This is a genomic window from Erwinia sp. Leaf53 (assembly GCF_001422605.1).
GTDB lineage: Bacteria > Pseudomonadota > Gammaproteobacteria > Enterobacterales > Enterobacteriaceae > Erwinia.
In genome coordinates this window covers 316,608-343,179 of record NZ_LMLK01000023.1, presented here as the reverse complement: position 1 = coordinate 343,179, position 26,572 = coordinate 316,608, and the positions used below count along the sequence as shown (strand labels likewise).

28 protein-coding genes and 1 tRNA gene are annotated in these 26,572 nt (G+C 59.7%); 10 read left to right on the top strand and 19 right to left on the bottom strand.

The window, feature by feature from the left end:
• Positions 1 to 261: 261 nt before the first annotated feature.
• From ASF13_RS17795 to prmB, 4 genes are all read right to left on the bottom strand, one after another.
• Positions 262 to 1,059 carry a sulfite exporter TauE/SafE family protein gene (locus ASF13_RS17795; RefSeq protein WP_056239354.1) on the bottom strand — a complete coding sequence of 266 codons (798 nt, stop codon included), beginning with the start codon at positions 1,057 to 1,059 and terminating at the stop codon, positions 262 to 264.
• 120 nt (positions 1,060 to 1,179) lie between these two features.
• The gene (gene mepA, locus ASF13_RS17790) at positions 1,180 to 2,004 is read right to left on the bottom strand and encodes a penicillin-insensitive murein endopeptidase (protein ID WP_056239742.1); all 825 of its coding nucleotides are present in this window, start codon (positions 2,002 to 2,004) and stop codon (positions 1,180 to 1,182) included.
• Between the two features lie 3 nt (positions 2,005 to 2,007).
• Positions 2,008 to 3,093, bottom strand: a complete 1,086-nt coding sequence (gene aroC, locus ASF13_RS17785; protein ID WP_056239351.1) for a chorismate synthase — start codon at positions 3,091 to 3,093, stop codon at positions 2,008 to 2,010.
• Between the two features lie 30 nt (positions 3,094 to 3,123).
• Complete coding sequence (gene prmB, locus ASF13_RS17780; protein WP_056239348.1) at positions 3,124 to 4,056, bottom strand: 50S ribosomal protein L3 N(5)-glutamine methyltransferase; 933 nt, start codon at positions 4,054 to 4,056, stop codon at positions 3,124 to 3,126.
• 268 nt (positions 4,057 to 4,324) lie between these two features.
• Between prmB and smrB the strand changes: the two genes are divergently transcribed.
• Positions 4,325 to 4,876, top strand: coding sequence for an endonuclease SmrB (smrB, locus tag ASF13_RS17775; RefSeq protein ID WP_056239345.1), 552 nt, complete (start codon positions 4,325 to 4,327; stop codon positions 4,874 to 4,876).
• Between the two features lie 309 nt (positions 4,877 to 5,185).
• Here the strand turns inward: smrB and sixA are convergent, their stop codons facing one another.
• The 4 genes from sixA to ASF13_RS17755 all read right to left on the bottom strand — a co-directional run bounded on the left by sixA (position 5,186) and on the right by ASF13_RS17755 (position 9,941).
• Entirely contained in the window at positions 5,186 to 5,665 is a 480-nt protein-coding gene (gene sixA / locus ASF13_RS17770; protein WP_056239342.1) for a phosphohistidine phosphatase SixA, read from the bottom strand.
• Positions 5,666 to 5,835: 170 nt separating this feature from the next.
• Positions 5,836 to 8,097, bottom strand: a complete 2,262-nt coding sequence (gene fadJ, locus ASF13_RS17765; protein ID WP_056239339.1) for a fatty acid oxidation complex subunit alpha FadJ — start codon at positions 8,095 to 8,097, stop codon at positions 5,836 to 5,838.
• The gene (fadI, locus tag ASF13_RS17760) at positions 8,097 to 9,404 is read right to left on the bottom strand and encodes an acetyl-CoA C-acyltransferase FadI (RefSeq protein ID WP_056239336.1); all 1,308 of its coding nucleotides are present in this window, start codon (positions 9,402 to 9,404) and stop codon (positions 8,097 to 8,099) included. Before fadI ends, fadJ begins: the two co-directional genes overlap by 1 nt.
• A gap of 240 nt (positions 9,405 to 9,644) precedes the next feature.
• Entirely contained in the window at positions 9,645 to 9,941 is a 297-nt protein-coding gene (locus tag ASF13_RS17755) for a DUF406 family protein (protein WP_072166426.1), read from the bottom strand.
• A gap of 373 nt (positions 9,942 to 10,314) precedes the next feature.
• Between ASF13_RS17755 and fadL the strand changes: the two genes are divergently transcribed.
• Positions 10,315 to 11,652 (top strand): long-chain fatty acid transporter FadL, encoded by a 1,338-nt coding sequence (fadL, locus tag ASF13_RS17750; protein ID WP_056239333.1) that lies wholly within the window; start codon positions 10,315 to 10,317, stop codon positions 11,650 to 11,652.
• A 186-nt stretch (positions 11,653 to 11,838) separates the two neighbouring features.
• On the top strand, positions 11,839 to 12,084 hold the full coding sequence (locus tag ASF13_RS17745) for a hypothetical protein (RefSeq protein WP_056239331.1): 246 nt from the start codon (positions 11,839 to 11,841) through the stop codon (positions 12,082 to 12,084).
• A gap of 86 nt (positions 12,085 to 12,170) precedes the next feature.
• Here the strand turns inward: ASF13_RS17745 and mlaA are convergent, their stop codons facing one another.
• The 10 genes from mlaA to ccmA form a co-directional block, all read right to left on the bottom strand.
• Positions 12,171 to 12,932, bottom strand: coding sequence for a phospholipid-binding lipoprotein MlaA (gene mlaA, locus ASF13_RS17740; protein ID WP_056239328.1), 762 nt, complete (start codon positions 12,930 to 12,932; stop codon positions 12,171 to 12,173).
• A 20-nt stretch (positions 12,933 to 12,952) separates the two neighbouring features.
• Positions 12,953 to 14,176 carry a c-type cytochrome biogenesis protein CcmI gene (ccmI, locus tag ASF13_RS17735; RefSeq protein WP_056239326.1) on the bottom strand — a complete coding sequence of 408 codons (1,224 nt, stop codon included), beginning with the start codon at positions 14,174 to 14,176 and terminating at the stop codon, positions 12,953 to 12,955.
• A complete protein-coding gene (locus ASF13_RS17730; protein WP_056239324.1) occupies positions 14,173 to 14,634 on the bottom strand; it encodes a cytochrome c-type biogenesis protein in 462 nt (153 codons plus the stop codon). The genes ccmI and ASF13_RS17730 overlap by 4 nt, the downstream gene beginning before the upstream one ends.
• Complete coding sequence (locus tag ASF13_RS17725; RefSeq protein ID WP_056239323.1) at positions 14,631 to 15,188, bottom strand: DsbE family thiol:disulfide interchange protein; 558 nt, start codon at positions 15,186 to 15,188, stop codon at positions 14,631 to 14,633. The genes ASF13_RS17730 and ASF13_RS17725 overlap by 4 nt, the downstream gene beginning before the upstream one ends.
• On the bottom strand, positions 15,185 to 17,140 hold the full coding sequence (locus tag ASF13_RS17720; RefSeq protein WP_056239320.1) for a heme lyase CcmF/NrfE family subunit: 1,956 nt from the start codon (positions 17,138 to 17,140) through the stop codon (positions 15,185 to 15,187). The genes ASF13_RS17725 and ASF13_RS17720 overlap by 4 nt, the downstream gene beginning before the upstream one ends.
• A complete protein-coding gene (gene ccmE, locus ASF13_RS17715) occupies positions 17,137 to 17,610 on the bottom strand; it encodes a cytochrome c maturation protein CcmE (RefSeq protein ID WP_056239318.1) in 474 nt (157 codons plus the stop codon). Before ccmE ends, ASF13_RS17720 begins: the two co-directional genes overlap by 4 nt.
• Positions 17,607 to 17,837: a heme exporter protein CcmD gene (ccmD, locus tag ASF13_RS17710; RefSeq protein ID WP_056239314.1), complete on the bottom strand. Its 231-nt coding sequence runs from the start codon at positions 17,835 to 17,837 to the stop codon at positions 17,607 to 17,609. The genes ccmE and ccmD overlap by 4 nt, the downstream gene beginning before the upstream one ends.
• Positions 17,834 to 18,577: a heme ABC transporter permease gene (locus tag ASF13_RS17705; protein WP_056239311.1), complete on the bottom strand. Its 744-nt coding sequence runs from the start codon at positions 18,575 to 18,577 to the stop codon at positions 17,834 to 17,836. Before ASF13_RS17705 ends, ccmD begins: the two co-directional genes overlap by 4 nt.
• A gap of 85 nt (positions 18,578 to 18,662) precedes the next feature.
• Positions 18,663 to 19,322 (bottom strand): heme exporter protein CcmB, encoded by a 660-nt coding sequence (gene ccmB, locus ASF13_RS17700; protein WP_056239309.1) that lies wholly within the window; start codon positions 19,320 to 19,322, stop codon positions 18,663 to 18,665.
• Positions 19,322 to 19,939: a cytochrome c biogenesis heme-transporting ATPase CcmA gene (gene ccmA, locus ASF13_RS17695; protein WP_056239306.1), complete on the bottom strand. Its 618-nt coding sequence runs from the start codon at positions 19,937 to 19,939 to the stop codon at positions 19,322 to 19,324. The genes ccmB and ccmA overlap by 1 nt, the downstream gene beginning before the upstream one ends.
• Positions 19,940 to 20,228: 289 nt before the next feature.
• Between ccmA and ASF13_RS17690 the strand changes: the two genes are divergently transcribed.
• Positions 20,229 to 21,179: a formate/nitrite transporter family protein gene (locus tag ASF13_RS17690; RefSeq protein WP_056239303.1), complete on the top strand. Its 951-nt coding sequence runs from the start codon at positions 20,229 to 20,231 to the stop codon at positions 21,177 to 21,179.
• Between the two features lie 3 nt (positions 21,180 to 21,182).
• Here ASF13_RS17690 and ampR read toward each other — a convergent pair whose 3' ends face one another.
• Entirely contained in the window at positions 21,183 to 22,076 is an 894-nt protein-coding gene (ampR, locus tag ASF13_RS17685) for a LysR family transcriptional regulator AmpR (protein ID WP_056239300.1), read from the bottom strand.
• Positions 22,077 to 22,209: 133 nt separating this feature from the next.
• Here ampR and ampC point away from each other — a divergent pair, with 133 nt between their 5' ends.
• The 6 genes from ampC (at position 22,210) to ASF13_RS17660 (ending at position 26,488) form a co-directional block, all read left to right on the top strand.
• Entirely contained in the window at positions 22,210 to 23,418 is a 1,209-nt protein-coding gene (gene ampC, locus ASF13_RS17680) for a class C beta-lactamase (protein WP_072166434.1), read from the top strand.
• Between the two features lie 138 nt (positions 23,419 to 23,556).
• Positions 23,557 to 23,631: transfer RNA gene (locus ASF13_RS17675), tRNA-Arg, on the top strand.
• 164 nt (positions 23,632 to 23,795) lie between these two features.
• Positions 23,796 to 25,079: an integrase arm-type DNA-binding domain-containing protein gene (locus tag ASF13_RS17670; RefSeq protein WP_056239736.1), complete on the top strand. Its 1,284-nt coding sequence runs from the start codon at positions 23,796 to 23,798 to the stop codon at positions 25,077 to 25,079.
• Positions 25,072 to 25,833, top strand: coding sequence for a hypothetical protein (locus tag ASF13_RS23755; RefSeq protein WP_072166425.1), 762 nt, complete (start codon positions 25,072 to 25,074; stop codon positions 25,831 to 25,833). The genes ASF13_RS17670 and ASF13_RS23755 overlap by 8 nt, the downstream gene beginning before the upstream one ends.
• Positions 25,834 to 25,980: 147 nt before the next feature.
• A complete protein-coding gene (locus ASF13_RS17665) occupies positions 25,981 to 26,187 on the top strand; it encodes an AlpA family transcriptional regulator (RefSeq protein WP_056239294.1) in 207 nt (68 codons plus the stop codon).
• Positions 26,188 to 26,239: 52 nt separating this feature from the next.
• Positions 26,240 to 26,488: a hypothetical protein gene (locus tag ASF13_RS17660; RefSeq protein ID WP_056239291.1), complete on the top strand. Its 249-nt coding sequence runs from the start codon at positions 26,240 to 26,242 to the stop codon at positions 26,486 to 26,488.
• Positions 26,489 to 26,572 lie beyond the last annotated feature (84 nt).

Here is a 26,572-nt window from a genome sequence, read left to right as displayed (position 1 = left end):
TGTACACGGAGCAAAGCATCGCGGGCCAGGGATGGCCCGCGCTGAGCTGTCAGGGATGACGTTTTTTGCGTCTTTGCGGAGTGTACAGGCTCCCTGAGNGGGAGCCTGTACACGGAGCAAAGCATCGCGGGCCAGGGATGGCCCGCGCTGAGCTGTCAGGGATGACGTTTTTTGCGTCTTTGCGGAGTGTACAGGCTCCCCGAAGCCGGATGCGGTGTTCCAGCAGACAATGCTTTTAGCTTTTAGCGACTTCGTATCTGATTACAGCGCGTGGAACCACGCGGCGATTTCCGCACCGTGGCTGTCGTACAGCAGTTTGGCGCTCATCACCGCCGAAACGATAACGATCATCGGGCGGATCAGCCTCTGCCCTCTGCTCAGCACCATCTTCGCGCCGAGCCGCGCACCTAACACCTGCCCCGCCATCATCACCAGCCCGACAACCCACACCACCTTGCCACCGATAATAAACAGCAACAGCCCGCCGAGGTTAGAGGTAAAGTTCAGCACCTTGGCGTGGGCGGTGGATTTAGCGAGGTTATAGCCGCACAGGGTAACAAACGCCAGCGCGTAAAAAGAGCCCGCACCGGGGCCAAAGAAGCCGTCGTAAAAACCCACGCAGCCCCCGGCCACCAGCGCAAACGGCAGCCCGTGCAGGCGACGCTGGCGATCCTCTTCACCGATCTTCGGCATCAGCAGGAAATAGAGGCCGATGGCGATCACCAGCAGCGGCAGCAGCTGACGCAGAATATCGCCCTTCACGTGCTGCACCAGCAGCGCACCGGCCAGCGAGCCGATAAAGGTCATGGCGATATTCAGCTTCTGCTCGCGCAGATTCACCGCCTTCATACGAATAAAGTACAGGCTGGCGGAGAACGAACCGCCCACCGACTGCAGCTTGTTGGTCGCCAGCGCCTGCGCCGGTGACAGACCGGCGGCCAGCAGCGCCGGCACGGTCAACAGCCCGCCGCCGCCGGCGATTGAGTCAATAAACCCGGCCAGCAGCGCCACCAGAAACAGCACGCCCAGCAACCACGGGGCAACGCTAATCCATTCCATAGAGATCCTTAACCATAAAAGCGATGCTGTCGCGGCGCAGGATCACACCGGTCGCAGCAAAGCCATTGAACAGCAGGTTTACAGGAGCGGCACAGGCTGGCCGGATCCGTTTCAAGTGAACTACAGCAGATGTTTATCCAGCAGCGCCTGGCAGGCGGCAGGCAGCGGCGGCGGTTCGCGCTTAACCGGCGGCGTACTGCCCGGTTTCGGCGGCAGGAACCAGCTGTCGAGCTCGGCACCGCAGCCGTCACCGCCCGGCGGCAGCGGCTGGTCTTCGCACTGCAGGCTGCCCGCCGGGCAGCGCAGGCGCACGTGCATATGCGCGCGGTGCTGGAACCACGGCCGCACCTTACGCAGCCAGTCGCGGTCGGCACCGGCGTCGGCACACAGCTGCTTTTTAATCGCCGGATTCACGAAGATGCGCGTCACCTCATTGTCCTTCGCCGCCAGCTTAATCAGGCTGTCGATCTCCGGCCGCCAGTGGCGCGCCATCACGCTTTTACCGTCTGCGGCCACCAGATCCAGCGGCTGCGGCTTCAGCAGCATCTGCTGCGTCCAGCGCTGTTTCGGCAGCTGCAACCAGATATCAACGTCCAGCCCCGACTGGTGGCTGGCGTGGCCGCTGCTGAAGCGCCCGCCGGCCGCCATGCCCATATCACCGACCAGCACTTCGCCCAGCCCGCGCTGCGCGGTCTGGCCGCTGAGCCGCTGAATAAAGGCGATCAGGTCCGGGTGGCCGAAGTAGCGGCGCTGGTCGGTACGCATAACCTGGTAACCCGGTGCCTCCAGCGGCAGCGGCTGCGCGCCAACGATACAGCCGTTGGAAAACGCGCCGATCGCCTGCGGCGCACCGGCGATCGGCTGGTGAATGCTCTGCCACGGGGTGGCGGCCTGCGCCAGCGTCGCCGCCAGCAGCGCGGTCAGGGCGATCAGCGTGTTTTTCATCATTTACCAGCGTGGATAATCGGTGGTGACGTCGGCATTCTGCGCACGGTGGCGCAGCAGGTGATCCATCAGTACGATCGCCATCATCGCTTCGGCGATCGGCACCGCGCGGATGCCGACGCAGGGATCGTGACGGCCTTTGGTGATCATCTCCACCTCTTCGCCGCTGCGGGTCAGCGTTTTGCCCGGCACGGTAATGCTGGAGGTCGGCTTCATCGCCAGGTTAGCGATAATCGCCTGACCGCTGCTGATACCGCCAAGGATGCCGCCGGCGTGGTTGCTCTGGAAGCCGTCGGCACGAATTTCATCGCGGTGCTCGCTGCCGCGCTGGCTGACCACGGCAAAGCCGTCGCCGATCTCAATGCCTTTCACCGCGTTGATGCTCATCAGCGCGTGCGCCAGGTCAGCGTCCAGCCGGTCAAACACCGGTTCGCCCAGGCCGGCCGGCACGTTTTCTGCCATTACCGTCACTTTCGCACCGATCGAATCGCCCTCTTTCTTCAGGCCGCGCATCAGCTCATCCAGCGCTTCCAGCTTATCCGGGTCCGGGCAGAAGAACGGATTCTGCTCGACCTGCGACCAGTCTTTCAGCTCGCAGGCCACGTCACCGATCTGCGCCAGATAGCCGCGCACCACGATGCCGTGTTTCATCTCAAGGTACTTTTTGGCAATCGCTCCCGCCGCTACGCGCATCGCCGTTTCACGCGCCGACGAACGACCGCCGCCGCGGTAGTCGCGGAAGCCGTACTTCTGGTCGTAGGTATAATCGGCGTGGCCGGGGCGGTACAGATCTTTGATTGCGCCGTAGTCCTGCGAACGCTGATCGGTGTTCTCAATCAGCAGGCCGATGCTGGTACCGGTGGTTTTACCTTCAAACACGCCGGAGAGGATCTTCACCTGGTCCGGCTCGCGGCGCTGGGTGGTGTAGCGTGAGGTGCCCGGGCGGCGACGGTCGAGATCGTGCTGCAGATCGGCTTCGGTCAGCGGAATGCCCGGCGGCACCCCGTCAACAATGCAGCCAAGGGCGATGCCGTGCGACTCGCCAAACGTCGTGACCCGAAATACTTGTCCTATCGTATTACCCGCCATACTGGCTCCTCACTCAATCGGTGTTTTTAATTAATCTTTGTAGATTTTGAAGTGGTGCTGCGCCGCCACGATCTGATCGCGGGTCAGCATAAATACGCCGTCGCCGCCGTTTTCAAACTCCAGCCAGGTGAAAGGCACGTCCGGATACTGGTCGATCATATGCACCATGCTGTTGCCCACTTCGCACACCAGCACGCCTTCTGCGGTGAGGTAATCCGGCGCACAGGCCAGGATACGCCGTACCAGCTTCAGGCCGTCGCTGCCCGCCGCCAGGCCCAGCTCCGGCTCGTGGCGGAACTCGTCCGGCAGGTCGTCCATATCTTCCGCATCAACGTACGGGGGATTGGTGACGATCAGGTCGTACTGGGTTTTCGGCAGTTCGCGGAACAGGTCGGCACGGATCGGCGTCACCTGATGATCCAGCCCGTGGGCGGCGATGTTCTGCTCGGTAATCGCCAGCGCGTCGGTGGAGATATCCACCGCGTCCACTTCGGCTTCCGGGAAGGCGTAAGCGCAGGCGATGGCGATGCAGCCGCTGCCGGTGCACATATCCAGAATGTGCTGCGGCTGGCCGCTGATGATGCCGGCAAACTGACCGTTAATCAGCTCACCGATCGGCGAACGCGGTACCAGCACGCGTTCATCGACGTAGAATTCGTGGCCGCAGAACCAGGCCTTGTTGGTCAGATAAGCCACCGGGATGCGGTCGTTAACGCGACGGATCACCCGTTCAACGATGCGCTGGCGCTCGCTGGAGGTCAGCCGCGCGCGGTACATCTGCTCCGGGATATCCAGCGGCAGGTAGAGCGTTGGCAGCACCAGCTGAACGGCTTCGTCCCAGGGATTGTCGGTGCCGTGGCCGAACCAGATTTCAGCAGCAGAAAAGCGGCTGACCGACCAGCGCAACATATCCTGAATAGTGTGCAGTTCACTGACTGCCTCATCGACGAAAATTTTGTCCATAGTGCCCTCCGCAGGCCGTACTGTTAAACCCGGGCGCTAGTTTGCCATGAAGCGGCAGAGAATTCAGCGCGAGGTGGCGAAAAAGCTAAGAATTATTAGAGAAAGAACGGCAGGCTGGTGGCGCGGGAACCGGGATTTGTTGGGGAACAACGCGGAGATTTACTTAAGCCTGAGGGCGGGAACAGGTAGACTACCGCCAGGAATATGAGATGACGACGACCTGCCGGGACACCGTTACGCAGCAGGCTGAGAGAGCAGTGACTGAAAAATGAATAAAAAAGAGAAGCTAAGCGTTGAAGACCAGGCGCTTTTTCGCGGGCTGATGACCGGCACGCGCAAAATCCACCAGGACACTATCGTCCATCCGCCCGAGCGTAAGAAAGCGCGCGAGCTGCCGCAAAAGCGGCTGTTGTCCGAGCAGATGGACGCCAGCCACTATTTCTCCGATGAGTTTCAGCCGCTGCTGCCCGCCGAGGGTGCGGTGCGCTACGTGCGCAGCGACGTCAGCCATTATGAGCTGAAAAAGCTGCGGCGCGGCGACTATTCGCCGGAGATTTTTCTCGATCTGCACGGGCTGACGCAGAAGCAGGCCAAGCAGGAGCTGGGTGCGCTGATCGCCGCATGTCGCCGCGAGCACATCTTTTGCGCCAGCGTGATGCACGGCCACGGCAAACATATCCTCAAACAGCAGACGCCGCTGTGGCTGGCGCAGCATCCGTGGGTGATGTGCTTTCACCAGGCGCCAAAACTGTTCGGCGGCGATGCCGCGCTGCTGGTGCTGATTGAGGTGGAAGAGTGGCAGCCGCCGATCCTGCCCTGAGCGATATGCACCTGACCACAGCCAGACGTATCTGTTGAGAAGCCGATGATGGCTGAAGCCGTTGCTTTGCCGTCGTAGGGTACAGGCCGACGAAAGTAGTCGGACATTCGGACATTCGGACAGCCGGACAGCCGGACAGCCGGACAGTCGGACAGCCGGACAGTCGGACAGTCGGACAGTCGGACAGTCGGACAGTCGGACAGTCGGACAGTCGGACAGTCGGACAGTCGGACAGGGAGTTTACGTCGTCGGGGGGAGTCGTGCCACTGACAGCGAGCGGCCCGGGTTTAGCGGGCCGCCTGCCGGGGATTACATCGCCTTCGCCAGTTTGGCCGGGCTGACCTGCCACTGCAGGGTGCCGTGGCCGCTGGCGTCGAGATCGACGCGGGCGATGGCCGAGGTGGCAAACATCGGCGGCGACTCCTGCGGGCAGAGCTCCGCCACCAGGTAGCCGACCAGCGGCAGGTGTGAGATCACCAGCACCGATTTTACTCCCTGATCTGCCAGCATCTGCAGATAGCCACCGACCGATTTCGGATCGCCACCCGGCGTGAGTTCCGGCAGCACATCTTCCCCCGCCGGCAGCGGTAGCGCTTCGCGCACCGCGTTCAGCGTTTGCCGCGCGCGCAGATACGGGCTGACCATCACCCGTTCAATCGTCACCGACTGGCCGTGCAGCCAGGCTGCCATCTGGCGCGTTTCGTTACTGCCGCAGTGGGTCAGAGGTCGGACAGAATCACTGGCTGCATCCAGAGCCGCATCGCCGTGACGCATTATGAAAACTTGCATAGAGCACCGCTGTTGTTAAACAAAAACGCCGGGGGACAACGCCACCCGACTCTTCATTCATTGAATGAACGGTGTGTTGTACCCCAATGGCTTGAGTATAGTCAACCGATTGTTTACTTAGTGAACGATGGCCGAAAAAACGCCCCGCTCACTCCTGCTGCCTGGCCAGATTAACCCGCTGCCCCGGCGTCATCCGCCAGCGTAACCGGCGGTGATAAGAAGCTTTCCCGCGCTTCCATCATTTTTTTCAGCCGTTCACAGGGGGCGAAACGCGGCCCGTAACGACCGGCCAGCTGTTCAAGCCGGCTGACCACCGTTGCTGCGCCCAACTGGTCGATATAGCGGAACGGACCGCCGAGAAACGGCGGGAAACCGATGCCAAACACCGCACCGATATCGCCGTCGCGCGCGGAGCGGATCACCGCTTCATCCAGCGTGCGTACCGCCTCATTTAACAGCATCATGACACAGCGTTCTGCCAGATCTTGTGCGCTGAGACAACTTTTTGGCGTAACGGCCAGCAACCGGTAAATGGCCGGATCCGGCCGCCTGCCACGCGGCCAGCGCTGGCCGTACAGGTAGAAACCTCGCCCGTTTTTGCGCCCTTTGCGGTCATCCTTCTGCAGCGCCGCCATCGCCGCCGGCAGCGCGAAAAGATCTCCCCAGGCCTGCTGCAGCACCGGCATCATATGGCTGGCGATATCGATGCCCACCTCATCCAGCAGCTGGAACGGACCGACCGGAAAGCCAAACTGCACCAGCGCGGCGTCCACCGCATCGATCGGTTCGCCCTCCAGCAGGCAGTGCAGCGCCTCCAGCATATAGGGGGCCAGGATCCTGTTAACGTAGAATCCGGCGCGGTCGGCCACCACAATCGGCGTTTTTCCCTGTTTTTTCGCCAGCGCCACCACCGTCGCCAGGGTCGTGTCTGCACTGCCCGCATGGGGGATCACCTCGACCAGCGGCATTTTTTCCGGCGGGCTGAAGTAGTGCAGGCCGATCACATTTTCCGGCCGCTGCGCCTGGCGGGCGATATCGGCGATTGGCAGCGAGGAGGTATTGGAGGCAAAAATGGTGGTCTCTGCACAGTGTGCCTCCACCTCCGCCACCATCTGCTGCTTCAGCGCCAGGTTTTCGAACACCGCTTCAATCACTACGTCGCGCTGGCTGAACCCCTGCCAGTCGGTGCCGCCGCTGAGCAGCGCCATCTGCTGCTGGCGCTGTGCGGGGCTGAGGCGGCGGCGCTGCACCTGCTTGCCGAGCACGTCCCAGCTGGTTTTCAGCGCACGGGCGACGCCCGCAGGCTGCAGATCTTTGATGCGCACCGGTAGCCCGGCGCGGGTGGCGGTAACGCAGGCGATACCGCCGCCCATCAGGCCGCCGCCCAGTACGCCGATGCTGCGCAGCGGGCGGGGTTCTGCACCCGCCCCGCTCTCTTTTTTCAGCGCGGTGCTGGCAAAGAACAGCCCGCGCAGCGCGGCGGACTGCGGGGTCATCGCCAGTTCACCAAACGCACGCGCCTCGGCGGCGTAACCGGCCGCGCTGCCCTGCTCCAGCCCGCAGCGCACCACGGCGATAATGCTGTCCACCGCCGGATAGTGGCCGTGGCTTTTGGCCCGCGCCCGGCGCTGCACCAGTGTAAACAGCACGGCGCGCCCCGGCGGCGTGGCCAGCAGGCGTTCACGCAGCGGCCGTGGCCGCGGCTTCGACTGTCGCCTTAACTGTGACTGTGACTGTGACTGTGACTGTGACTGTGACTGCGGCGGTGCCTCACCCGTCTGTGGCTGTGGCTGCGGCCGTGCCTTACCCGTGTGAGTCCCCTGCAGCGCCAGCGCCACCGCCGTTTCCAGCAGAATGGCGTGCGGCACAGCGTCGTCCACCAGGCCGCATTTACGCGCCGCCGCCCCGCGCAGCGTGCGGCCGCTGAGCATCAGATCCAGCGCGGTGGACGCACCGATCAGCCGCGGTAAGCGCTGAGTGCCGCCTGAGCCGGGCAGCAGGCCAAGCTGCACCTCGGGCAGGCCAAGGCGGGTAGTATCTTCCAGCGTGCAGACCCTGTGGTGGCAGGCCAGCGCCAGCTCCAGCCCGCCGCCCAGGCAGGCGCCGTGGATCGCCGCCACCACCGGCACCGGCAGCGCCGCAATCTCCGCCATCACCTGCTGCCCCTGCTGCGCCAGCGCCTGCGCCTGTTCTGCCGTGCGGCAGGCGGCGATCATGCCAATGTCGGCACCGGCAATAAAGGTATCCGGCTTGCCCGAGATCAGTACCACACCCGCCAGCTGCGGGTTAGCGCGCGCCTGCTGCAGCACCTCACGGATCTGCCCGGCAAACTCGACCTTCAGCGTATTGACCTTCTCACCGGGAACGTCAATGACGATCACCGCCACGTTATCCAGCCGCATTTGCAGCGTAAATGCCGATCTCTGTTCCATTATTCCGCCTCCAGAACCATTGCCGCACCCAGACCACCCGCCGCGCAGGCGGTGACCAGCCCCAGCCCGCCGCCGCGCCGCCGCAGCTCGTGTAGCGTCTGGGTAATCATCCGCGCGCCGGTGGCGGCAAACGGGTGGCCGTAGGCGATTGAGCCGCCCAGCACGTTAAATTTCTCCATATTCACCTCACCGAGCGCGTGCGGCCGCCGCAGTATCTCGCGGGCAAAGCGTTCGTCGGCGAAATGCTTGAGGTTGGCCAGCGTCTGGGCGGCAAAGGCTTCGTGCATATCAATCAGCGTCAGGTCGTTCAGGCCGATGCCGGCGCGATCCAGCGCCAGCGGCGAGGCGTAGGCCGGCCCCAGCAACATATCCTGGCGCACATCAATCGCGGTGAAGGCGTAGCTGCGCAGCCAGCCAAGCGGCTTCACCCCCAGTTCGCGGGCGCGGGATTCGGTCATCAGTACCACCGCGGCGGCGCCGTCGGTCAGCGGCGTGCTGTTGGCGGCGGTCACCGTGCCGTGCCGCCGGTCAAACGCCGGGCGCAGCCGGGCGTAATCCTCCGGCTTTGAGGCCTCGCGGACGTTGTTATCCTGGCGAAAAGGCTCGCGCCAGGGCGGCACGAACGCGGTCATCACTTCGTCGTCCAGCAGCCCCTGCTGCCAGGCTCTGGCGGCATGCAGGTGCGAGCGGTGCGCCAGCGCGTCCTGCTGCTCGCGGCTGATGCCGTGGCTTTTCGCCATCTGTTCGGCGGTATCCCCCATCCGCAGGCCGGTGGAATACTCCGCCACCGCCGGCGGCACCGGCAGCAGGTCACCGGGGCGCAGCCGCGTCAACAGCTTCAGTTTTGCGCCCAGCGAGCGGGCGCGGCTGAGATCCAGCAGCAGCCGCGCCAGGTTTTTACTCACCCCCACCGGCAGCACCGAAGTGGAGTCCGCCCCGCCGGCAATGCCGGCCTGCACCTGGCCTGCCAGCATACTCTCCGCCAGGCTGGCTACCGCCTGAAAACTGGTGGCGCAGGCGCGGCTGACGCTGTAAGCATCGGTATGCACGCTCAGCCCGGCGGCCAGCACGATTTCACGGGCAATGTTCGGCGCCTCCGGCATCTGCACCACCTGGCCAAACACCAGCTGTTCAATTGCCTCCGGCGGCAGTTCGCTGCGCACCATCAGTTCGCTGACCACCATCCGCCCCAGCTCCAGCGCCGGGATGCCGTGAAAGGCGGTAGCCTGACGAACAAAAGGGGTGCGCAGCCCGTGGGTGATGGCGATACGATCGCCCTGTCGGGTCAGTAAAGGGTGTGAGCTCATTATTTTCACCTGTTCGCATCGGTGCCGGCATCATTGCCAAAGAGGTCTGACCTGATCAGTGTTAACCAGAACCGTTATGGGTGCCACGGCAGAAGGGAAAAAATGCGAGACAAAACACGCTTATGGCAGTGAAAAGAGCGGGGCAGCCGGCGGTAAGCCGACCTTCAGAGTCGTCCCTTTACGTTAATCGCCGCTGCACGGAGCAGCGGCCGGGTCAGGGTGCGGCTGGCCGCAGGGTGATTAACGCAGGGCGAGCTGGAAAATCAGCGACTCCGCCTGGCAGCAGAAGGTAAATTCGCACTGCAGCTGCACGCCCTGCGGGCTCTCCGTCAGGCGGCTGGTGATTTCGCAGGGGTCGGACGCCACCGCCTGTGCACGGGCGCTCAGCGATTCCAGCATCGCCCGGGCGTCAGACTGAAAGGTGAAGTGCTGGCTGTAGCTGGCGGTACAGTCGCTGTTGTCGATCACGGTGCCGACATCGACACAACAACAGGCCGCCGTTTCACGGGCGGTACAGGCATTCAGGGCATCGCTCATCAGTTCCTCCGGTTAGCCACCCCCAGCGGGCGGCCGTCGCATTCAGATGCGATTGAGTCTACGCCCGCCGGGGGGAATGGCTCCAGCCATTCAACGAAGATCGCGCGCTTTATGATGAAAATCACGCTATTAATTGATCTGAAACAGGTGATACTGTGCCCGCCAAAAACATACCTGTAAGTTTTTGTTAGCGAGATCTCTTTTCTTGCATCATTTTAGCAATAACACGAAAACATGATTGCAACATGTGTACGGGTCAGTCCTATACTCTGGCAACTGGTCTGATTTGTTGTGCATGGGTCAGTCTGTGACATTCATGTTTCCTTGTTACGTCTGTAACAACGTTTAATAATAAATTATGAGGGTTGTGGTCATGAACCATAAAAACCTGTTTACCAAGTCTGCGCTGGCAGTGGCAGTGGCGCTGGTTTCAACTAACAGTCTGGCGGCTGGCTTTCAGCTGAATGAATTCTCCTCCATCGGTCTTGGCCGCGCCTATGCCGGCGAAGGTGCAGTCGGCGATACCGCCGCCTCCGCCAGCCGTAACCCCGCGACCATGGCGCTGATGGATCGGCCGATGTTCTCGGTTGGCGCGGTATTTATCGATCCGGATGTTAACCTTGACGGCACCAGCGGCCAGGGTAACAGCCTGAAGGCGGACAACATCGCCCCGACCCAGTGGGTGCCGAACATTCACTACGTGCAGCCGATTAACGACCAGTGGTGGATTGGCGCGTCATCCACCACCAACTATGGCCTGGCGACGGAGTTTAACGACGGCTACGCCGGCGGCCCGTTCGCCGGTAAAACCGACCTGATGACCCTGAACCTTAACCTGAGCACCGCCTACCGCCTGAACCAGCACTTCAGCTTCGGCGTCGGTTTTGATGCGGTTTATGCGCGGGCCAAAATCGAGCGTAACATTGGTGAGCTGGGTGCCGTATTGCCGGCAGCAGGGCTGCCTGCGGCTCCCGCGAACACGCAGATCGCCCACCTTAAAGGTGATGAATGGGGCTACGGCTGGAATGCCGGCGTGCTGTATGAGGTGGATGATAAAAATCGCTTCGGCCTGACCTATCGCTCTGAAGTTAAAATCGACTTTGACGGTGACTACCGCAGTGATATCCCGGTCGCCTATAACCCGATTGGCGGACAGTTCGGTCTGCCAACGGGCACTGGCGGCGCGACCATTCCCGGCTCCCTCTCGCTGCATCTGCCGGAGATGTGGGAAGTGTCCGGTTATCACAAAGTGGCACCACAGTGGGCGGTTCACTACAGCATGGCTTATACCAGCTGGAGCCAGTTCCAGGAGCTGAGAGCCACCGGCAACGACGGCAAAGAGCTGTTCTATAAAGATGAGAGCTATCACGACGCTTACCGCATCGCGCTTGGCACCAGCTACTACTACGATGACAACTGGACCTTCCGCACCGGTATCGCTTTCGATGACAGCCCGGTACCGGCGGACAAACGTTCAATCTCAATCCCGGATCAGGATCGTCTGTGGCTCAGTGCCGGTGCCTCTTATGCCTTTAACCAGAATGCCTCGGTCGACGTCGGTGTTTCCTATATGCACGGCAAAAAAGTCACCATTGAAGAAGGTACTGACCCGGTCGCCACTGCGCGGAACGGCGGGGTCGCCACGCCTTATACCTTTAACTCGGAAGGGAAAGCCCTGCTTTATGGTGCGAGCTTTAACTATAAGTTCTGATCGCATTTCATAAACGGTCGTGATCTGACGCCTTGCTCTTGCAGGGTGTTTTTTTAGTGCTGTTTATTATCGTAAAATCTTTATATTCACGAAGCGCACTTGACTGCTATTACCTCAATCTTTACTTTCACCCTGCTAAATTAGCGCACACAGATAAATTGAATGATATTAACAAGGAGCAGTTAAATGAAAGTTTTATCCCAGAGTGATATTGAACAGGTAAGCGGTGCAGGTGCGTTTAAGGATTTTCTGGTTGGCATCACTGAAACGACCTCAAAATTTGCTTATACCTGCGAAAAGGCGTTTGGCACCCTGAAAAACCCAACAGAGACCAGTAACGCTTATGTGGCGCGCCACACCCAGCCGGTGAAAGTATTTAGCGAAGGCGTGGAAAGCTTCTTCCAGGGACTTTTCGGCAACTCTGCCGCTTAATAATTCGCTCTGCTGTACGGGATAATTATTAGCACAATAAAAAAAGCATCTCATTTGAGATGCTTTTTTAACGTCATTCAGCCACGTTATTCTGCGTCAATGTCGTTCAGTTCGTCCTGAATTGCCGCCGCGTTCGGGTTAGTCTGCGGGGTCAGCTTGCCGTCGCTGGCGAGGAAGTCATGATGCTGGAAATAGGCGGCGCGCACGAAGGCGTACGGATCTTTCGAGTTGCTCAGCAACGCATCGGAGTCCAGCAGCTGGGCACGGGTTTCCACCCCTTCCAGCGCCCACTTACCGGCGGACATCCACCAGGTCAGCCAGGCCAGCGGCGGGTAGACGTCATCCACCAGCCCGCCGATATCCTCACGCGGGGTGGCGCTGCCATAGCCCGGCACCACCACATAGGTGCCGTAACCGACGCCGTAATGGCCCAGCGTGCTACCGAAGCCGCGCGGCTCTTCCTTAGCCAGTTTCGGGTTGGCCATGGTCGCCACGTCAATAAAGCCGCCCATCCCCAGCAGGGTATTCAGGAAGAAGCGGTTGAAGTGCACCATCGCCTTGTACGGATTACCCTCAATAAAGTAGTTCACCATCGTGGACGGTTCATCAAGGTTGCTGAGGAAGTTGCCCAGCCCGGTACGCGCCGGCACCGGCACGTAATCGCGCCAGACCACCGCCACCGGCCTCACCACGTAGGGATCCAGCACGTTGTAGTTGAAGTTAAACATCGTGCGGTTGAAGCCTTCCAGCGGATCTGAACGGCCCTGTGGATCGTCGGCATTTTTCGAGCTGGCACAACCTACCAGCAGCACGCTTGCCAGCGCCAGGCCCGTCAGGCGATAGTTCATCATGTTCTCCCTGTACTGATTTATTGATTACCGCCCGTCACCTGCTGGTTAATCTCCACCGCAAGCTGCTGCTGACCGTCATAGGGGGTGACCGCGCTCTGACCGAACCAGTCACCCGGCTGCGGGTTGGCGCTGCCGTTGCGCGATATGCGCACCCGCACCTGCACCTGATGCTGCGCCGACAGCAGCCGCTGCGGCATCATGGCGTTGCTGTCATCCAGCGTGAGCGATAAAGGAAAATGGCTTAACGGCATCTTTTTTACCGCGACGGGAACCGGCGTGCTCCCGTCAGAGACGGAAATATACAACACTCCGCCCGCCGGTAACATTTTTTCTGCCCCGGCGGCCAGGCTGACCGTTAACGCCAGGTGACTGTTCTGCTTGCCGGATTCCGTCTTTGCCTGCTCGATACTGCGCTGAATCATCGCCACGCGCGCATCGTCAGGCGGTAATAACTGTAACATTTTTTGCCAGACTTCGATGGCCTGCGCATAGCGCTGACGCTCAAAAGCATTAAATGCCAACAAGCCCAGAATGCGCAGGTTACTGCCGTCCGCGGCCGCCATCTCATCCAGCAGCGCGGTGGCCTGCTGGTTATCCTGCGGGTCGGAAGAGCGGGTCAGCACTTCAGCATAGCTCAGCTTTGCCTCGGCATCCTGCGGTGACAGCTGCAACGCATGCCGGAACGCCTGGCCGGCGGTAGCGGCGTTGTTCAGCACCATCCCTAACCGGCCCAGCATCATCCAGTCGTTGACGTTCTGCGGATCCTGCTGCAGCTCGCTGCGGATACCCAATGCCAGCCGCGCCAGCTGCTCCATACTGAGCGGCTTCGCGTTCGGGTCCATCACCTGGGCGCGCAGCGCCGGCAGTTCGTTTTTCACCTGCTGCCAGGCCAGCACCTGCGGCAGCCCGCCGGTCTGCAGGTACAGCCCGAGGCTGGCCAGCACCAGCACCAGCGCCCCCGGCAGCAGCCACAGGCGGCTGACCTGCCGCGCCTGAGGCGGCTGCTGGCCCGGCACGTCCAGCAGCAGGGTTTGCTGCAGCTCACGTACCATCTCCGGCCGCTCCGCCACCACGCCCTGTGCCTCATCTTCCTCCAGCTCCTGCAGGCGGCGCTGGTAGAAGGCGGTATTCACCGTATCACGATCGTCGGTGACGCCAGGCGGGCGCCGGCTGCCGGCGATCAGCAGCAGGGCCACCGCCGCGATCAGCAGCAGCAGTATCGTCAACATCAGGGCGCTCATGGTTGTTTCCTGTCTTTCTGCAGCAGCGCATTGAGGCGCTGCTGCTGCTGTGGATCCAGTTCGGCGGGCTGCACGCGTCTGCGGCTGCGCAGAATAATCACCAGCGCGCCGATCGCCACAAACAGCGCCGGGCCAACCCACAGGATCAGCGTTGAGGGGGTGACCGGCGGCTGATAGGAGACAAAGTTGCCGTAGCGGGCCACCATCCACGCCTTGATCTGTTCCGGCGTCTGCCCCTGGCGCAGCAGCTCATACACCTTCAGCCGCATATCCGCCGCGATCATCGCATTGGAGTCGGCAATGCTGTTGTTCTGGCATTTCGGGCAGCGCAGCGATTCAGTAATGTGGCGGTACTGCTGCTCCTGATTTACCGAATCAAATTTATAGGTATCAATATTGTCCGCCAGCGCACAGAGGCTGCTGACCATCAGCGCCAGCAGTAGCAGGTAACGTTTCACGATCCGGCCCCCTGGCTGTATTTCTGCCACAGCGGCTTCACCTGCTCATTCCACACGCGTTCGTTGAGATCGCCGGCGTGACGGTAGCGAATAATGCCGTTGCCGTCGATCAGGAAGGTCTCCGGCGCGCCGTAGACGCCGAGATCCAGCCCGAGCATGCCGTCACCGTCGTACAGGCTCAGCGCATAAGGGTTGCCCAGCGTATTCAGCCAGTTCACCGCCTTTTGCCGGTCATCCTTGTAGTTCATACCCACCACCCGCACGCCCTCAGCGGCCAGCGTATTCAGGTACTGGTGCTCGGCGCGGCAGGTCGGGCACCAGGTGGCCCAGACGTTAAGCAGCAGCGGCTTGCCGTCATGCAGCACCGACTGGTCAAAGGTTTTTCCCGGCTGGTCCAGCGACTCCAGCGTAAACACCGGCACCGGTTTACCCACCAGCGCCGACTCCAGCCGGGTGGGATCGTCGCCGTTGGCGTTACGGGTCAGCTGCCACAGCAGCGCCGCCGCCAGCAGCAGAAACAGCACCAGCGGGATATAAAGAATTTTCTTGTTCATGCCAGCTCCTGCGGCGCTTTCTTACGCGCACGGTAGCGCGGGTCGAGCAGGCAGAAAATGCCGCCCAGGGCCATAAACAGGCCGCCGAACCAGATCCAGCGCACAAAAGGTTTGTAGTAGATGCGTACCGCCCACGACCGGTCGTCCAGCTGTTCACCGAGCGCCGCGTAGAGGTCGCGGGTGATACCGCCGTCGATCGCCGCTTCGGTCATCATGGTACGCGCCACGCTGTAGTAGCGTTTCTCCGCCCGCAGCGTGGCCTCCGGCTTGCCGTTGCGGGTGACGTCAATAATGCCGACCCCGCCCGAGTAGTTCGGCCCCTGCAGGTTATGCACGTCGCGGAAGGTGAAGTGGTAGCTGTGGATGTCCACCGTATCGCCGGCCTTCATCCGCACGTCGCGCTCGACGCTGTAGTTCTGGCTGAAGGCGATGCCGATCACCGTCACCGCCACGCCGAGGTGCCCGAGCACCATCCCCCAGTGGCTGCGCGACAGATGGCGCAGGCCGCGCAGCAGGCTGTGACGGTGGGTGGCACGCTCGTGCAGCTCCATCAGCGTCAGGATAATCACCCAGACCGCCATCAGCAGCCCGACCACGGTCATCGCTTCGATACGGTCCTGCATCAGCCACGGCAGCAGCACCGACAGCAGCAGCGTTGCCAGCATGGCGATCGCCAGCCGCTTCCACAGCTTCTGCGGCTCATCGCGCCGCCAGCGCACCAGCGGGCCGATGCCGAGCATCAGCGCCAGCGGTGCCATCAGCCAGCTGAACAGCAGGTTAAAGAAGGGTTCACCAATCGAGATGCTGCCCAGCCCCAGCTGCTTATGCACCAGCGGCAGCAGCGTGCCGAGCAGCACCACCAGCATCGCGGCGATCAGCAGCACGTTGTTGCCCAGCAGGAACGACTCGCGCGACCACACCTCGCTCTGCACGCGGCTGCGTACCTTGCCGCCCTTAATGGCGTACAGCAGCAGCGAACCGCCGATGACGATAATCAGGAAGGCGAGGATAAACATGCCGCGCGCCGGATCGGAGGCGAACGAATGCACCGACACCAGCACCCCGGAACGCACCAGGAAGGTGCCGAGCAGGCTGAGCGAGAAGGCGGTGATCGCCAGCAGCACCGTCCACGCCTTAAAGGTGCCGCGTTTCTCGGTCACCGCCAGCGAGTGGATCAGCGCGGTGCCGGCCAGCCACGGCATAAAGGAGGCGTTTTCTACCGGGTCCCAGAACCACCAGCCGCCCCAGCCCAGCTCATAGTAGGCCCAGGCGGAGCCAAGCACGATGCCGATGGTCAGGAACACCCACGCGGCGGTGGTCCACGGCCGCGACCAGCGCGCCCAGGCGGTATCCAGCCGGCCGGCCATCAGCGAGGCGATGGCAAAGGCGAAGGCCACCGAGAAGCCAACGTAGCCCATATAGAGCAGCGGCGGATGGAAAATCAGCCCGATATCCTGCAGCATCGGGTTCAGATCGCTGCCGTCAATCGGCAGGTCCGGCAGCGTGCGGGTAAACGGGTTGGAGGTCAGGGTGATAAACAGCAGGAAGCAGAAGTTAATCATCCCCATCACCGCCAGCACGCGGGCGATAGCGTCGGCCGGCATGCTGCGGCTGAACAGCGCCACCGCCAGCGTCCAGGTGCTGAGCAGCAGCACCCACAGCAGCAGCGAGCCTTCGTGTGCGCCCCAGGTGGCGGCCACGCGGTACCACACCGGCAGCAGCGTATTGGAGTTATTGGCCACGTAGGCGACGCTGAAATCGTTGACCACAAAGGCGTGCACGAGGATCAGAAATGCCCCGGCGATGCAGGCAAACAGGCCGTAGCTGAGCGGACGCGCCAGCCCCATCAGCCGCTGGTCAAGGCGCGACGCCCCCCACAGCGGATAGACGCTGAGCAGCAGTGACAGCCCCAGCCCGAGGCACAACAGGAAACTGCCGATTTCCGGGATCATGGCTGCCCCTCCGCCGGCGCGGCGGCCGGATGGTTGTTCTTCATCGCGTCGCTGATCTCCGGCGGCGTGTACTTCTCATCGTGCTTCGCCAGCACCTCTTTAGCGACGATATGCGTGCCGTCCTGCAGCACGCCCTGCGCCACCACGCCCTGCCCTTCACGGAACAGGTCGGGCAGGATGCCCTCGTAGCTGACGCTGACCACGCCGCTGTTGTCATACAGCTGGAAGCTGACCTGCAGCGTTAACGGGTCGCGGTGTACGCTGCCCGGCATCACCATGCCGCCGACGCGCAGGCGCTGGCCCGGCTGCGGCTTCTGCAGGTTTTCGCCCTTGCCGTTGATGATTTCACTCGGAGTGTAGAACAGGTCGATATTCGAACGCAGTGCGTACATCACCAGCGCCGTTGCCAGCCCCAGCCCGACGATCACCAGCAGCACCAGCAGCAGGCGGTTTTTACGGCGCGGATTCACGGTGCTTCTCCTGCCGCAGCGGCGGCTTTTTTGGCTTTGGCGGCGCGGATGCGCTGCTCGCGTAACTGGCGCTGGCGGATCTCATCCAGCAGGCTGCGGCGCTGCAGCAGGGTGTGCAGCAGCAGCCCGGCCAGCGGGATCAGCGTGCAGGCCACCGCCAGCCAGACGTAAAAGGCGTAGCCGCCCATGGCGAAGAACTGCGCCCATGAAGAAAAAGCCGGCGTCATGCTTTGCGCCCTCCGTGGTTAACCAGCGCCAGCACCCACGGGCGATGGCGTTCGGCGGAGAGCAGCAGGTTGCGCAGGCGCATCAGGGTCAGAGAGACGAACAGCAGCAGGTAACCGAGGATCGACCAGCGCAGCGGAATGCGCATGCTTGGATCTATCGCCTGCTGCAGCACGCCGGAGGAGCCCTGGTGCAGGGTGTTCCACCACTGCACCGAGTAGTGGATGATCGGCAGATTCACCACGCCAACCAGGATCAGAATGCTGGCCGCGCGCCCCGCCGTGCGGCGGTCGTCAAAGGCGTGATACAGCGCGATGGTGCCCATGTAGAGGAACAGCAGCACCAGTTCCGAGGTCAGGCGCGCGTCCCAGATCCACCAGGTGCCCCACATCGGTTTGCCCCAGGCCGAGCCGGTTACCAGCGCGATAAAAGTGTAGACCGCGCCCACCGGAGCCATCGCCGCGGCGGCGAGGTCGGCGGTTTTCCACTGCCACACCAGCCCGGTGAAAGCGGCGATGGCCATTGAGGCATAGATGCCCATTGACCACATCGCCGCCGGCACGTGAAGGTAAATGATACGGTAGCTGTTGCCCTGCTGATAATCGGCGGGAGCAAAGCCGAAGCCCCACGCCCAGCCGAGCAGCAGCGCGGCAACGCCGGGCAGGGCAAACCACGGGATAAAACGCCCGCATAACCGGTACAGCCGCTCAGGCTGGCCCAGCTGATGGATCCATTTCCACATTGTCTTCTTGCTCACAGTAAAAATAATCGTTCTGAATCAGGTGCGCCGTCAAGGGTGACAGTCGGTTTTATTATTTTCTTAACGTTTACTGCACGCTTACCCGCAGCGCGGCTGCGGTAGCAAAAGGTGCCAGCGCCGCGCTGCCCGCCAGCAGCGCGCCGAGGATCGCCAGGTAGCCGTCGATCGGCAGCCCCTGGCCGGCGGCATCGATCGCCGCCGTGGCAAAAATCAGCACCGGTACCGCCAGCGGCAGTACCAGTAAACTCAGTAACACCCCGCCGCGCCGCAGGCCGACCGTCAGCCCGACGCCGATCGCCCCGAGGAAACTCAGCGTCGGCGTGCCCAGCAGCAGGGTCAGCGCCACCGCCCGCCAGCTGGCCATATCCAGCGACAGCAGCAGCGCCACCAGCGGCGACAGGATCAGCAGCGGCAGCCCGGTCACCATCCAGTGCGCCGCCACTTTTCCCAGCACGGTCAGCGGCAGCGGCGCGGGCAGCAGCAGCAACTGCTCCAGCGATCCGTCGATAAAGTCATCGCGGAACAGCCGCTCCAGCGCCAGCAGCGAGGCCAGCAGCGCCGCCACCCAGACGATGCCCGGCGCGATGCGCGCCAGCAGCTGCGGCTCCGGCCCCACGCCGAGTGGAAACAGCGTAATCACGATCAGAAAGAACCACAGCGGATTGGCAATCTCGCCGCCGCTGCGCAGGGCGATGCGCAGCTCGCGCTTTAACACCCGGATAAACATCAGGCGGCCTCCGGCGCGGTGAGGCAGATGCGGCCGATCGGGTGCATCGCTTCCGGCAGATCCTGGTGGGTGGTGAGGATCACCGCCCCGCCCTGCCGCGCATGGCGCACAAACAGCGCCGTCAGCGCCGCCACGCCGGCTTTATCGATCGCCGTCAACGGCTCATCGAGGATCCACACCCGCGCCTGGCTCAGCCACAGTCGCGCCAGCGCCACCCGCCGCTGCTGGCCGGCGGAGAGCTGGCCTGCCGGCACCGTTTCATAACCGGCGAGGTCCACCTGTTCCAGCGCCTGCCACAGCGCGTCCTGGCTGTGGTCAGGGTGGTAAAAACGCAGATTCTCAAACGGGGTCAGCACCGCCTTCACCCCCGGCTGGTGGCCAAGGTAGAGCAGCTGCTGATGCCAGCTCTCCCGCTGCTGCAGAATACTTTTCTGCTGCCACAGCACCTCGCCCTGCTCCGCGCGGCTCAGCCCGGTCAGCAGGCGCAGCAGCGAGGTCTTACCGGCACCGTTCGCCCCTTCCACCTGCACGATATCCCCCGCAGCCACGGTAAAACTGAGATCGCAAAACAGCACCCGCTCGTCGCGGACAAGGGTCAGGTTTCTGGCTTCAAGCATGAGGGAAGCATCGCGTGATGTTAAATTTGATGGCGGATAGTACCACAAAGATCGCGCCTTCCGAAGGCAGGGCAGGCCTGCAACCCCCAGCCGGTCGGGTATTAAGGGCTTTTTCTGCTCAAAATCGCGCCGTTTTTAAAGCTTTGTTACCCTTTTAAACGACTGATGTTACGTGTTGATGTCCGTCCCGCCCTCCCTGACGCGCCGCGTATTTTCTTCTTTTTTGCACCCGAGTGCAAGAAAAGCCGGGCTATGCTTACTATTTGACACTCAGATTGCCGGGGAAATGATGGAAAACGCTCAAAATGATAAAAACGAAACCAACGAAGTCGACAGCGAAGAGAGCGAGCGCGGGGAGGAGATTGAGGTAGACGAAGAGGCCCTGCCCTCGCGGGCGGCGGCGGTGCATGAACAGATCCGCCAGGAGGGCGAAAAGGAGCTGGAGCGCGACGCGATGGCGCTGCTGTTTTCCGCCATCGCCGCCGGGCTGTCGATGGGCGCGTCGCTGATGGCCAAAGGCATTTTCCAGGCCAACCTGGAGGGGGTGCCCGGCGCGTTTCTGCTGGAGAACCTCGGCTACACCTTCGGCTTTGTGATCGTGATTATGGCGCGCCAGCAGCTGTTCACCGAGAACACCGTCACCGCGGTGCTGCCGGTGATGCACAAGCTGAACGGCGGCAACCTGCTGCTGCTGCTGCGCCTGTGGGGGCTGGTGCTGGCCGGCAACCTGCTCGGTACCGGGCTGGCGGCGCTGGCCTTCAACCATCTGCCGGTATTTGACGACGCGGTGCGCGAGGCTTTTGTCAGCATCAGCATGAAAATCATGCATAACTCGCCGTGGGAGATGTTTGCCAACGCGATGATCTCCGGCTGGATCATCGCCACCATGGTATGGATGTTCCCCTCCGCCGGGGCCGCGAAGATCTGGGTGATTATTATGATGACCTGGCTGGTGGCGCTGGGCGACCTGACGCATATCGTGGTCGGATCGGTGGAGATCCTCTACCTGGTGTTTAACGGTGACATCAGCTGGCAACAGTTTATCTGGCCGTTCGCTCTGCCGACGCTGGCCGGCAATATCATCGGCGGCACCTTTATCTTTGCGCTGATCAGCCACGCGCAGATCCGCAACGATATGAGCAATAAGGCCAAAGCCAAGGCGCAGGCCGAGGCGAAGAAGAAGAAGAAACAGCAGGAGCAGGGACAGAAACAGGAGCAGGAGCAGGAGCAGGAGGGTTAAAGTTTAGCCGCCCTGCCCCCCGGGCAGGGCAATGCTTTCTGTCAGCCAGCCGGCAAAATCGCGCATCGCGTCGGTCTCAACACGGGACTGCAGGCGGGTCAGCCAGTAGCCGCCGAGGCTGACGGTGGTGGCAAACGGCTGCACGATCCGCTCGCCGCGCAGCAGATGTTCAAACATCGACGGCGGGGCGAGCGCGATCCCCAGCCCGGCCTGTGCCGCTTCCAGCATATTCACCGACGAATCAAACATCATCACCTGCTGGGTGGGCAGCGGTGCGGGTTCCCCCACCGCCGCCAGCCACGTGGCCCACTCGTCGCGGCGATAGGACCGCAGCAGCACGCAGCGCTGCAGATCGGCAGGCTCACGCAGCCCGGCCGCCAGCGCCGGCGTGCACAGCGGGGCCAGCGGCGCGTCACAAATCAGCTGCGCCTCGGTGCCGTGCCAGGCACCGCTGCCATAACGGATGGCATAGTCCAGCCCCTCGGCAACGCTGTCCACGCGGTTGTTATGGGTGGAGAGCTGCACGTCGATATGCGGATAACGCTGGCTAAACGCCGCCAGCCGCGGCAGCAGCCAGCCGGTGGCAAAGGTGCCCACCACGCCAATCTTGATTTTTTCCCGCAGCTGCCCGCGTAAAAAACGATCGAGGCTCTCGGCGATACGGTCGAAGGCGTCGTTCAGCACCGGCAGCAGGCTTTCGCCCTCCGGGGTCAGCACCAGCCCGCGCGAATTGCGGATAAACAGCTGACGCTGCAGCTGCTGCTCCAGCGACTTAACCTGCTGGCTAATCGCCGCGTGGGTGACGTGCAGTTCGATAGCCGCCTTAGTAAAACTTAACTGCCTGGCCGATGCTTCAAACGCACGCAGCGCATTAAGGGGAAGATAGCTGCGGGTCACGGGGTTTCCTGTTAGATTTTCTATTATCAGCCGTTATTTATCATCGATTGCCCTCGCCGGTCAATCTCTGCACAATCCACCACAGGAACCCGTACCCCGCCGGGCCAGATCACCCTCCATGGAAGATGACACAATGCTAAAGAAAACCTTAACCACCCTGCTGTTCACCGCTTTTGCCAGCGCACCGCTGATGGCGCAGGTGCAGACGCCGCTCAGCCAGCAGCAGGTGGCAAAAATCGTTAACGACACCCTTAGCCCGCTGATGGCGGAACAGCAGATCCCCGGCATGTCGGTGGCGGTGCTGGTCAACGGCACGCCGCACTACTTCAACTACGGCGTGGCGAATATCAAAAGCGGCCAGCCGGTAACCGCCGGTACCCTGTTTGAACTGGGCTCGGTCAGTAAAACCTTTACCGGCGTGGCCGGCGGCGTAGCGGTGCAGCGTGGTGAAATCCGCCTCGATGACCCGGCAGCGGACTACGCGCCACAGCTGAGCGGCCACTGGCGCGGCATTACCCTGCTGCAGCTGGCCACCTACACCGCCGGCGGCCTGCCGCTGCAGGTACCGGATGCGGTGACCGACCAGGCCGCGCTGTGGCACTACTACCAGCAGTGGCAGCCGCAGTGGCCGGCGGGCAGCATGCGCAACTACTCCAACGCCAGCATTGGCCTGTTTGGCCAGCTGGCGGTGCAGCGCAGCGGGCTGTCGTTTGAAACCTATATGAATAAATACCTGTTTACGCCGTTAAAGCTTAACGACACCTTTATTACGGTGCCCAAAGCGAAAGAGGCTGACTACGCATGGGGCTACCGCGACGACAAACCGGTGCGCGTCACGCCCGGCATGCTCGATCAACAGGCCTACGGCGTAAAATCGACCGCACGGGATATGGCGCGCTGGATGCAGGCCAATATGGATCCGCTAAGCCTGCCCGCCGGCGACGCCACGCTGAAGAAAGCCATCGCCAGCGCGCAGACCCGCTACTACCGGTTCGGCGATATGTACCAGGGGCTGGGCTGGGAGACGCTGGACTGGCCGGTTGATGCAAAACGGCTGGTTGCCGACAGCGCCAACGGCGTTGCGCTGCAGCCGAAGAAGGCCCAGGCGCTGCTCCCCGCGCAACCGCCCGTCGCCGCCTCGCTGGTCAATAAAACCGGCAGCACCAACGGCTTCGGCAGCTATATCGCCTTTGTGCCGCAGCAGAAGATCGGCATCGTGATGCTGGCCAATAAGAACTTTGCGCTGCCGGTGCGGGTTGAGGCGGCACTGAAAATTCTGCAGGCGCTGGACCGGGAGCAGAGTACGGCGAAGGAGCAGCAGCAGAGCGCGGCGCAGCAGTAAACGGAGGCTCCTGGTGCGGTTTCGCACCGGGAGATTTCGATAGTGCAGGGCTGACTAAGGCCGACTGCTGGTTTAATGCGCAGTCAGCCGGGTAAGTGGTTAATCTTTGTCGAGTATTGCGCTATACTGCCCGCCGCTGTCTCCTTAGTTAAATGGATATAACGAGCCCCTCCTAAGGGCTAGTTGCAGGTTCGATTCCTGCAGGGGACACCATATCGACATCCAGCCACATCTTCCCTAGTCTACAAAACCCCATCAAGCCATGATTATTAAAGGATTTTCGTTATCCTGACGTCCAGTTACATCTATTGAAATCCAGTGCATGTATGGGGCATAATCCGGGGCACTTCTGGTTCGATGTAAAATATGCCCCCAAAATGAATAGAAACGTCCGTGACAAACTCTCAGCACAAACCTGTAAAACAGCCAAACCCAAAGAGAAAAGTTACAAACTATCTGACGGTGGCGGCTTGTATCTTGAAGTATCCCCAACAGGTTCTAAATACTGGCGTATGAAGTATCGCCGTCCTTCTGACAGAAAAGAAGATCGCCTTGCCTTCGGTGTGTATCCCGATCTGAGTCTCGCTGGTGCCAGAGTAAAACGAGATGAAGCCAAAGGTCTCCTCCTACAAGATATCGATCCGAAGGCGAAGCAGAAAGAAGAGAAAGCAACTGCTAACGGAACCTATACTTTTGAAGCTATCGCACGCAGCTGGGCAAACCATCAGATGTGGAGTGCAGATCATCAGAAACGGGTATTAAGCAGTTTAGAGCGATACATTTTTCCTGCCATCGGCACATTAGATATCCGTAAACTGGAGAGCTTCACCATTACACCGCTATTTCAGAAAGTGCACGAGATGGGAAAGCACGATACTGCAGATCGATTGAAACAGCGGGTAAAAGATGTGGTGCGCTACGCCCGATTGAGTGGTGCTAAAACTGAGATTATCCCTGATGACCTCAATATCCGGTTAAAGAAGCGTGATACAAAACATCATGCAGCATTAAAAACAGGCGACCTAGCCCTATTTTTCCAAAAGTTAGCAGACTTTAACGGAAACCAGATAACACGTCTGGCTATCGAGTTAACCATGCTGACCTTTGTTCGCTCAAGCGAACTTCGCTTTGCTCGCTGGAGTGAATTTAATCGCGATGAATCTCAATGGGTAATTCCTAAAAAAAGGGAATTAATCGAAGGTGTAAAGTTTTCCGATCGTGGTACTAAAAAGGGAAAAGTCGAACACGTTGTTTTCCTCAGTCGACAAGCGGTCTCTGTAATCGAACGTTTAAGGCAAATCACTGGTAACTATGATGTGGTCTTTCCCAGTGAACGCAATCCTAAAGGTGTGATGAGCGAGAACACTATCAATAAATCACTCCGTTTGATGGGGTATAACACGCAAGAAGAGGCTACCGCTCATGGCTTTCGTACCCTCGCCTGTAGCGCTCTCTATGAGTCAGGTTTATGGCAACAGGATGCTATAGAACGGCAGATGAGCCATAGAGAAAAAAATGATGTCAAGGCGACTTACAGCCGCGATGCAACCTATAACGAAGAACGCGCAACCATGATGCAATGGTGGGCTGATTATCTTGATGCCAATCGCGAAACACATGTCACACCCTATGAATTTGGAAAGTTGAATCACAATGGATAGAGTTACAGGACTAACCGCATTTTTTCATAACTCAGAAGATGCTATTTATTTTGAAAACTTAATAAATCAGCTTTATATAAAGAACAAAAAACATATAGATAATCTTGATAAAGAAACGATTACTGCTGCAATCTTAAGCAACTACAGATTAAGCAAATCAGAACTAAACTCCTTTGGTCGTTTAGGCTTATACCAATATGATCGATCGTCAGAATTAACGACCAGCGAAGAGTTCGAAATGCAATGTATTGAATTTTTAGGCTACATTGCGAAGGGTTACGAATATCGTGAAAACCCTATTCCGGGGAATGAAGGCTCTTTTCACATACGTAAAGGTAGAAATTTTCCATATCCAGACGATGAAGATGTTTGGTATGGAAATTATGAGGGATTTTTCTTTCGACGATCTGAATTGGTGAAATTCTTCCCAGAACTTGAAATTGATATCTCTGATGATATTGACGATGAAAAATTAGTTAGTACCGAGTGTGTTTCTGAAGATTGGCACGGTAAAGAGACTGCATGGAAAATGATCGCAGGGTTAGTTATTGCACTTGGTGAAGTAGATAAGGAGTGCAGAACTGCAGCAAGTGATAGAGTAAAGATATCGTCGATATATCATCGAGCAGCGAATACGCTTGTAAAACATGAAGGTATTGAGGTCGAGACAGAAACCTTAAAAAAACTACTGGCAAATGTATTAAAAAAATATGCTACCAATTTTTTGGAAAATAATAAAACCCCCAAGAAATAACCTTCCCAAATTAACAAAATCCTTTCCCAAAATGCGCCCAGCATGGCGCATTTAACTTCCCTAATATTTTTCTTCAAATGCCCAGCATTCCATTCTAAACAATGATTTACTACCTCACATCGTCAAGCAACGTATTACGAGGTCAACATGAAAAACTCCCTGATTCGTTTACATGAGGTATTGAATCGTACTGGTTACAGCAAGGCATGGATCTACGCTCTGATGAGCAAAGGTGAGTTTCCCCAGTCGGTAAAAATAGGCACTCGTGCCATCGCCTTTATCGAGAGTGAGATCGATGACTGGATTGAACAACGCATAGTCGAGTCTCGTGCACACTGGCAGTGCCATAGTTAAAAAACTGATTTAGTTGTGTACAACGAAACGCCAATATGAAAACGGAAAAATAATGAACAGCATTCACAAGCTGAACAAAAATCAGTCATGGAAAGCCAAAGCAGCATTAATACTAAATGACATGGAAGTAAAATCAGCAAAATTCGTCGACATTGATTCATTTTGTGTAGCGATCAGTTTGCCAAAATCCACTATGCGCCAAGAAGATGGTGACATCATAATCCATGATGTTTATTTGAACGATAAGCACCTCATGGCAATTTCTACCGGAAATACTCATCTCATTACAAGAATGAGTTAGTAAAAAGGTTGCCAGTCAAGACATTATCGATATATCTTAATCGTGATTGAGCAGGAAGCTCAATCACCACTTACATGATGTAAG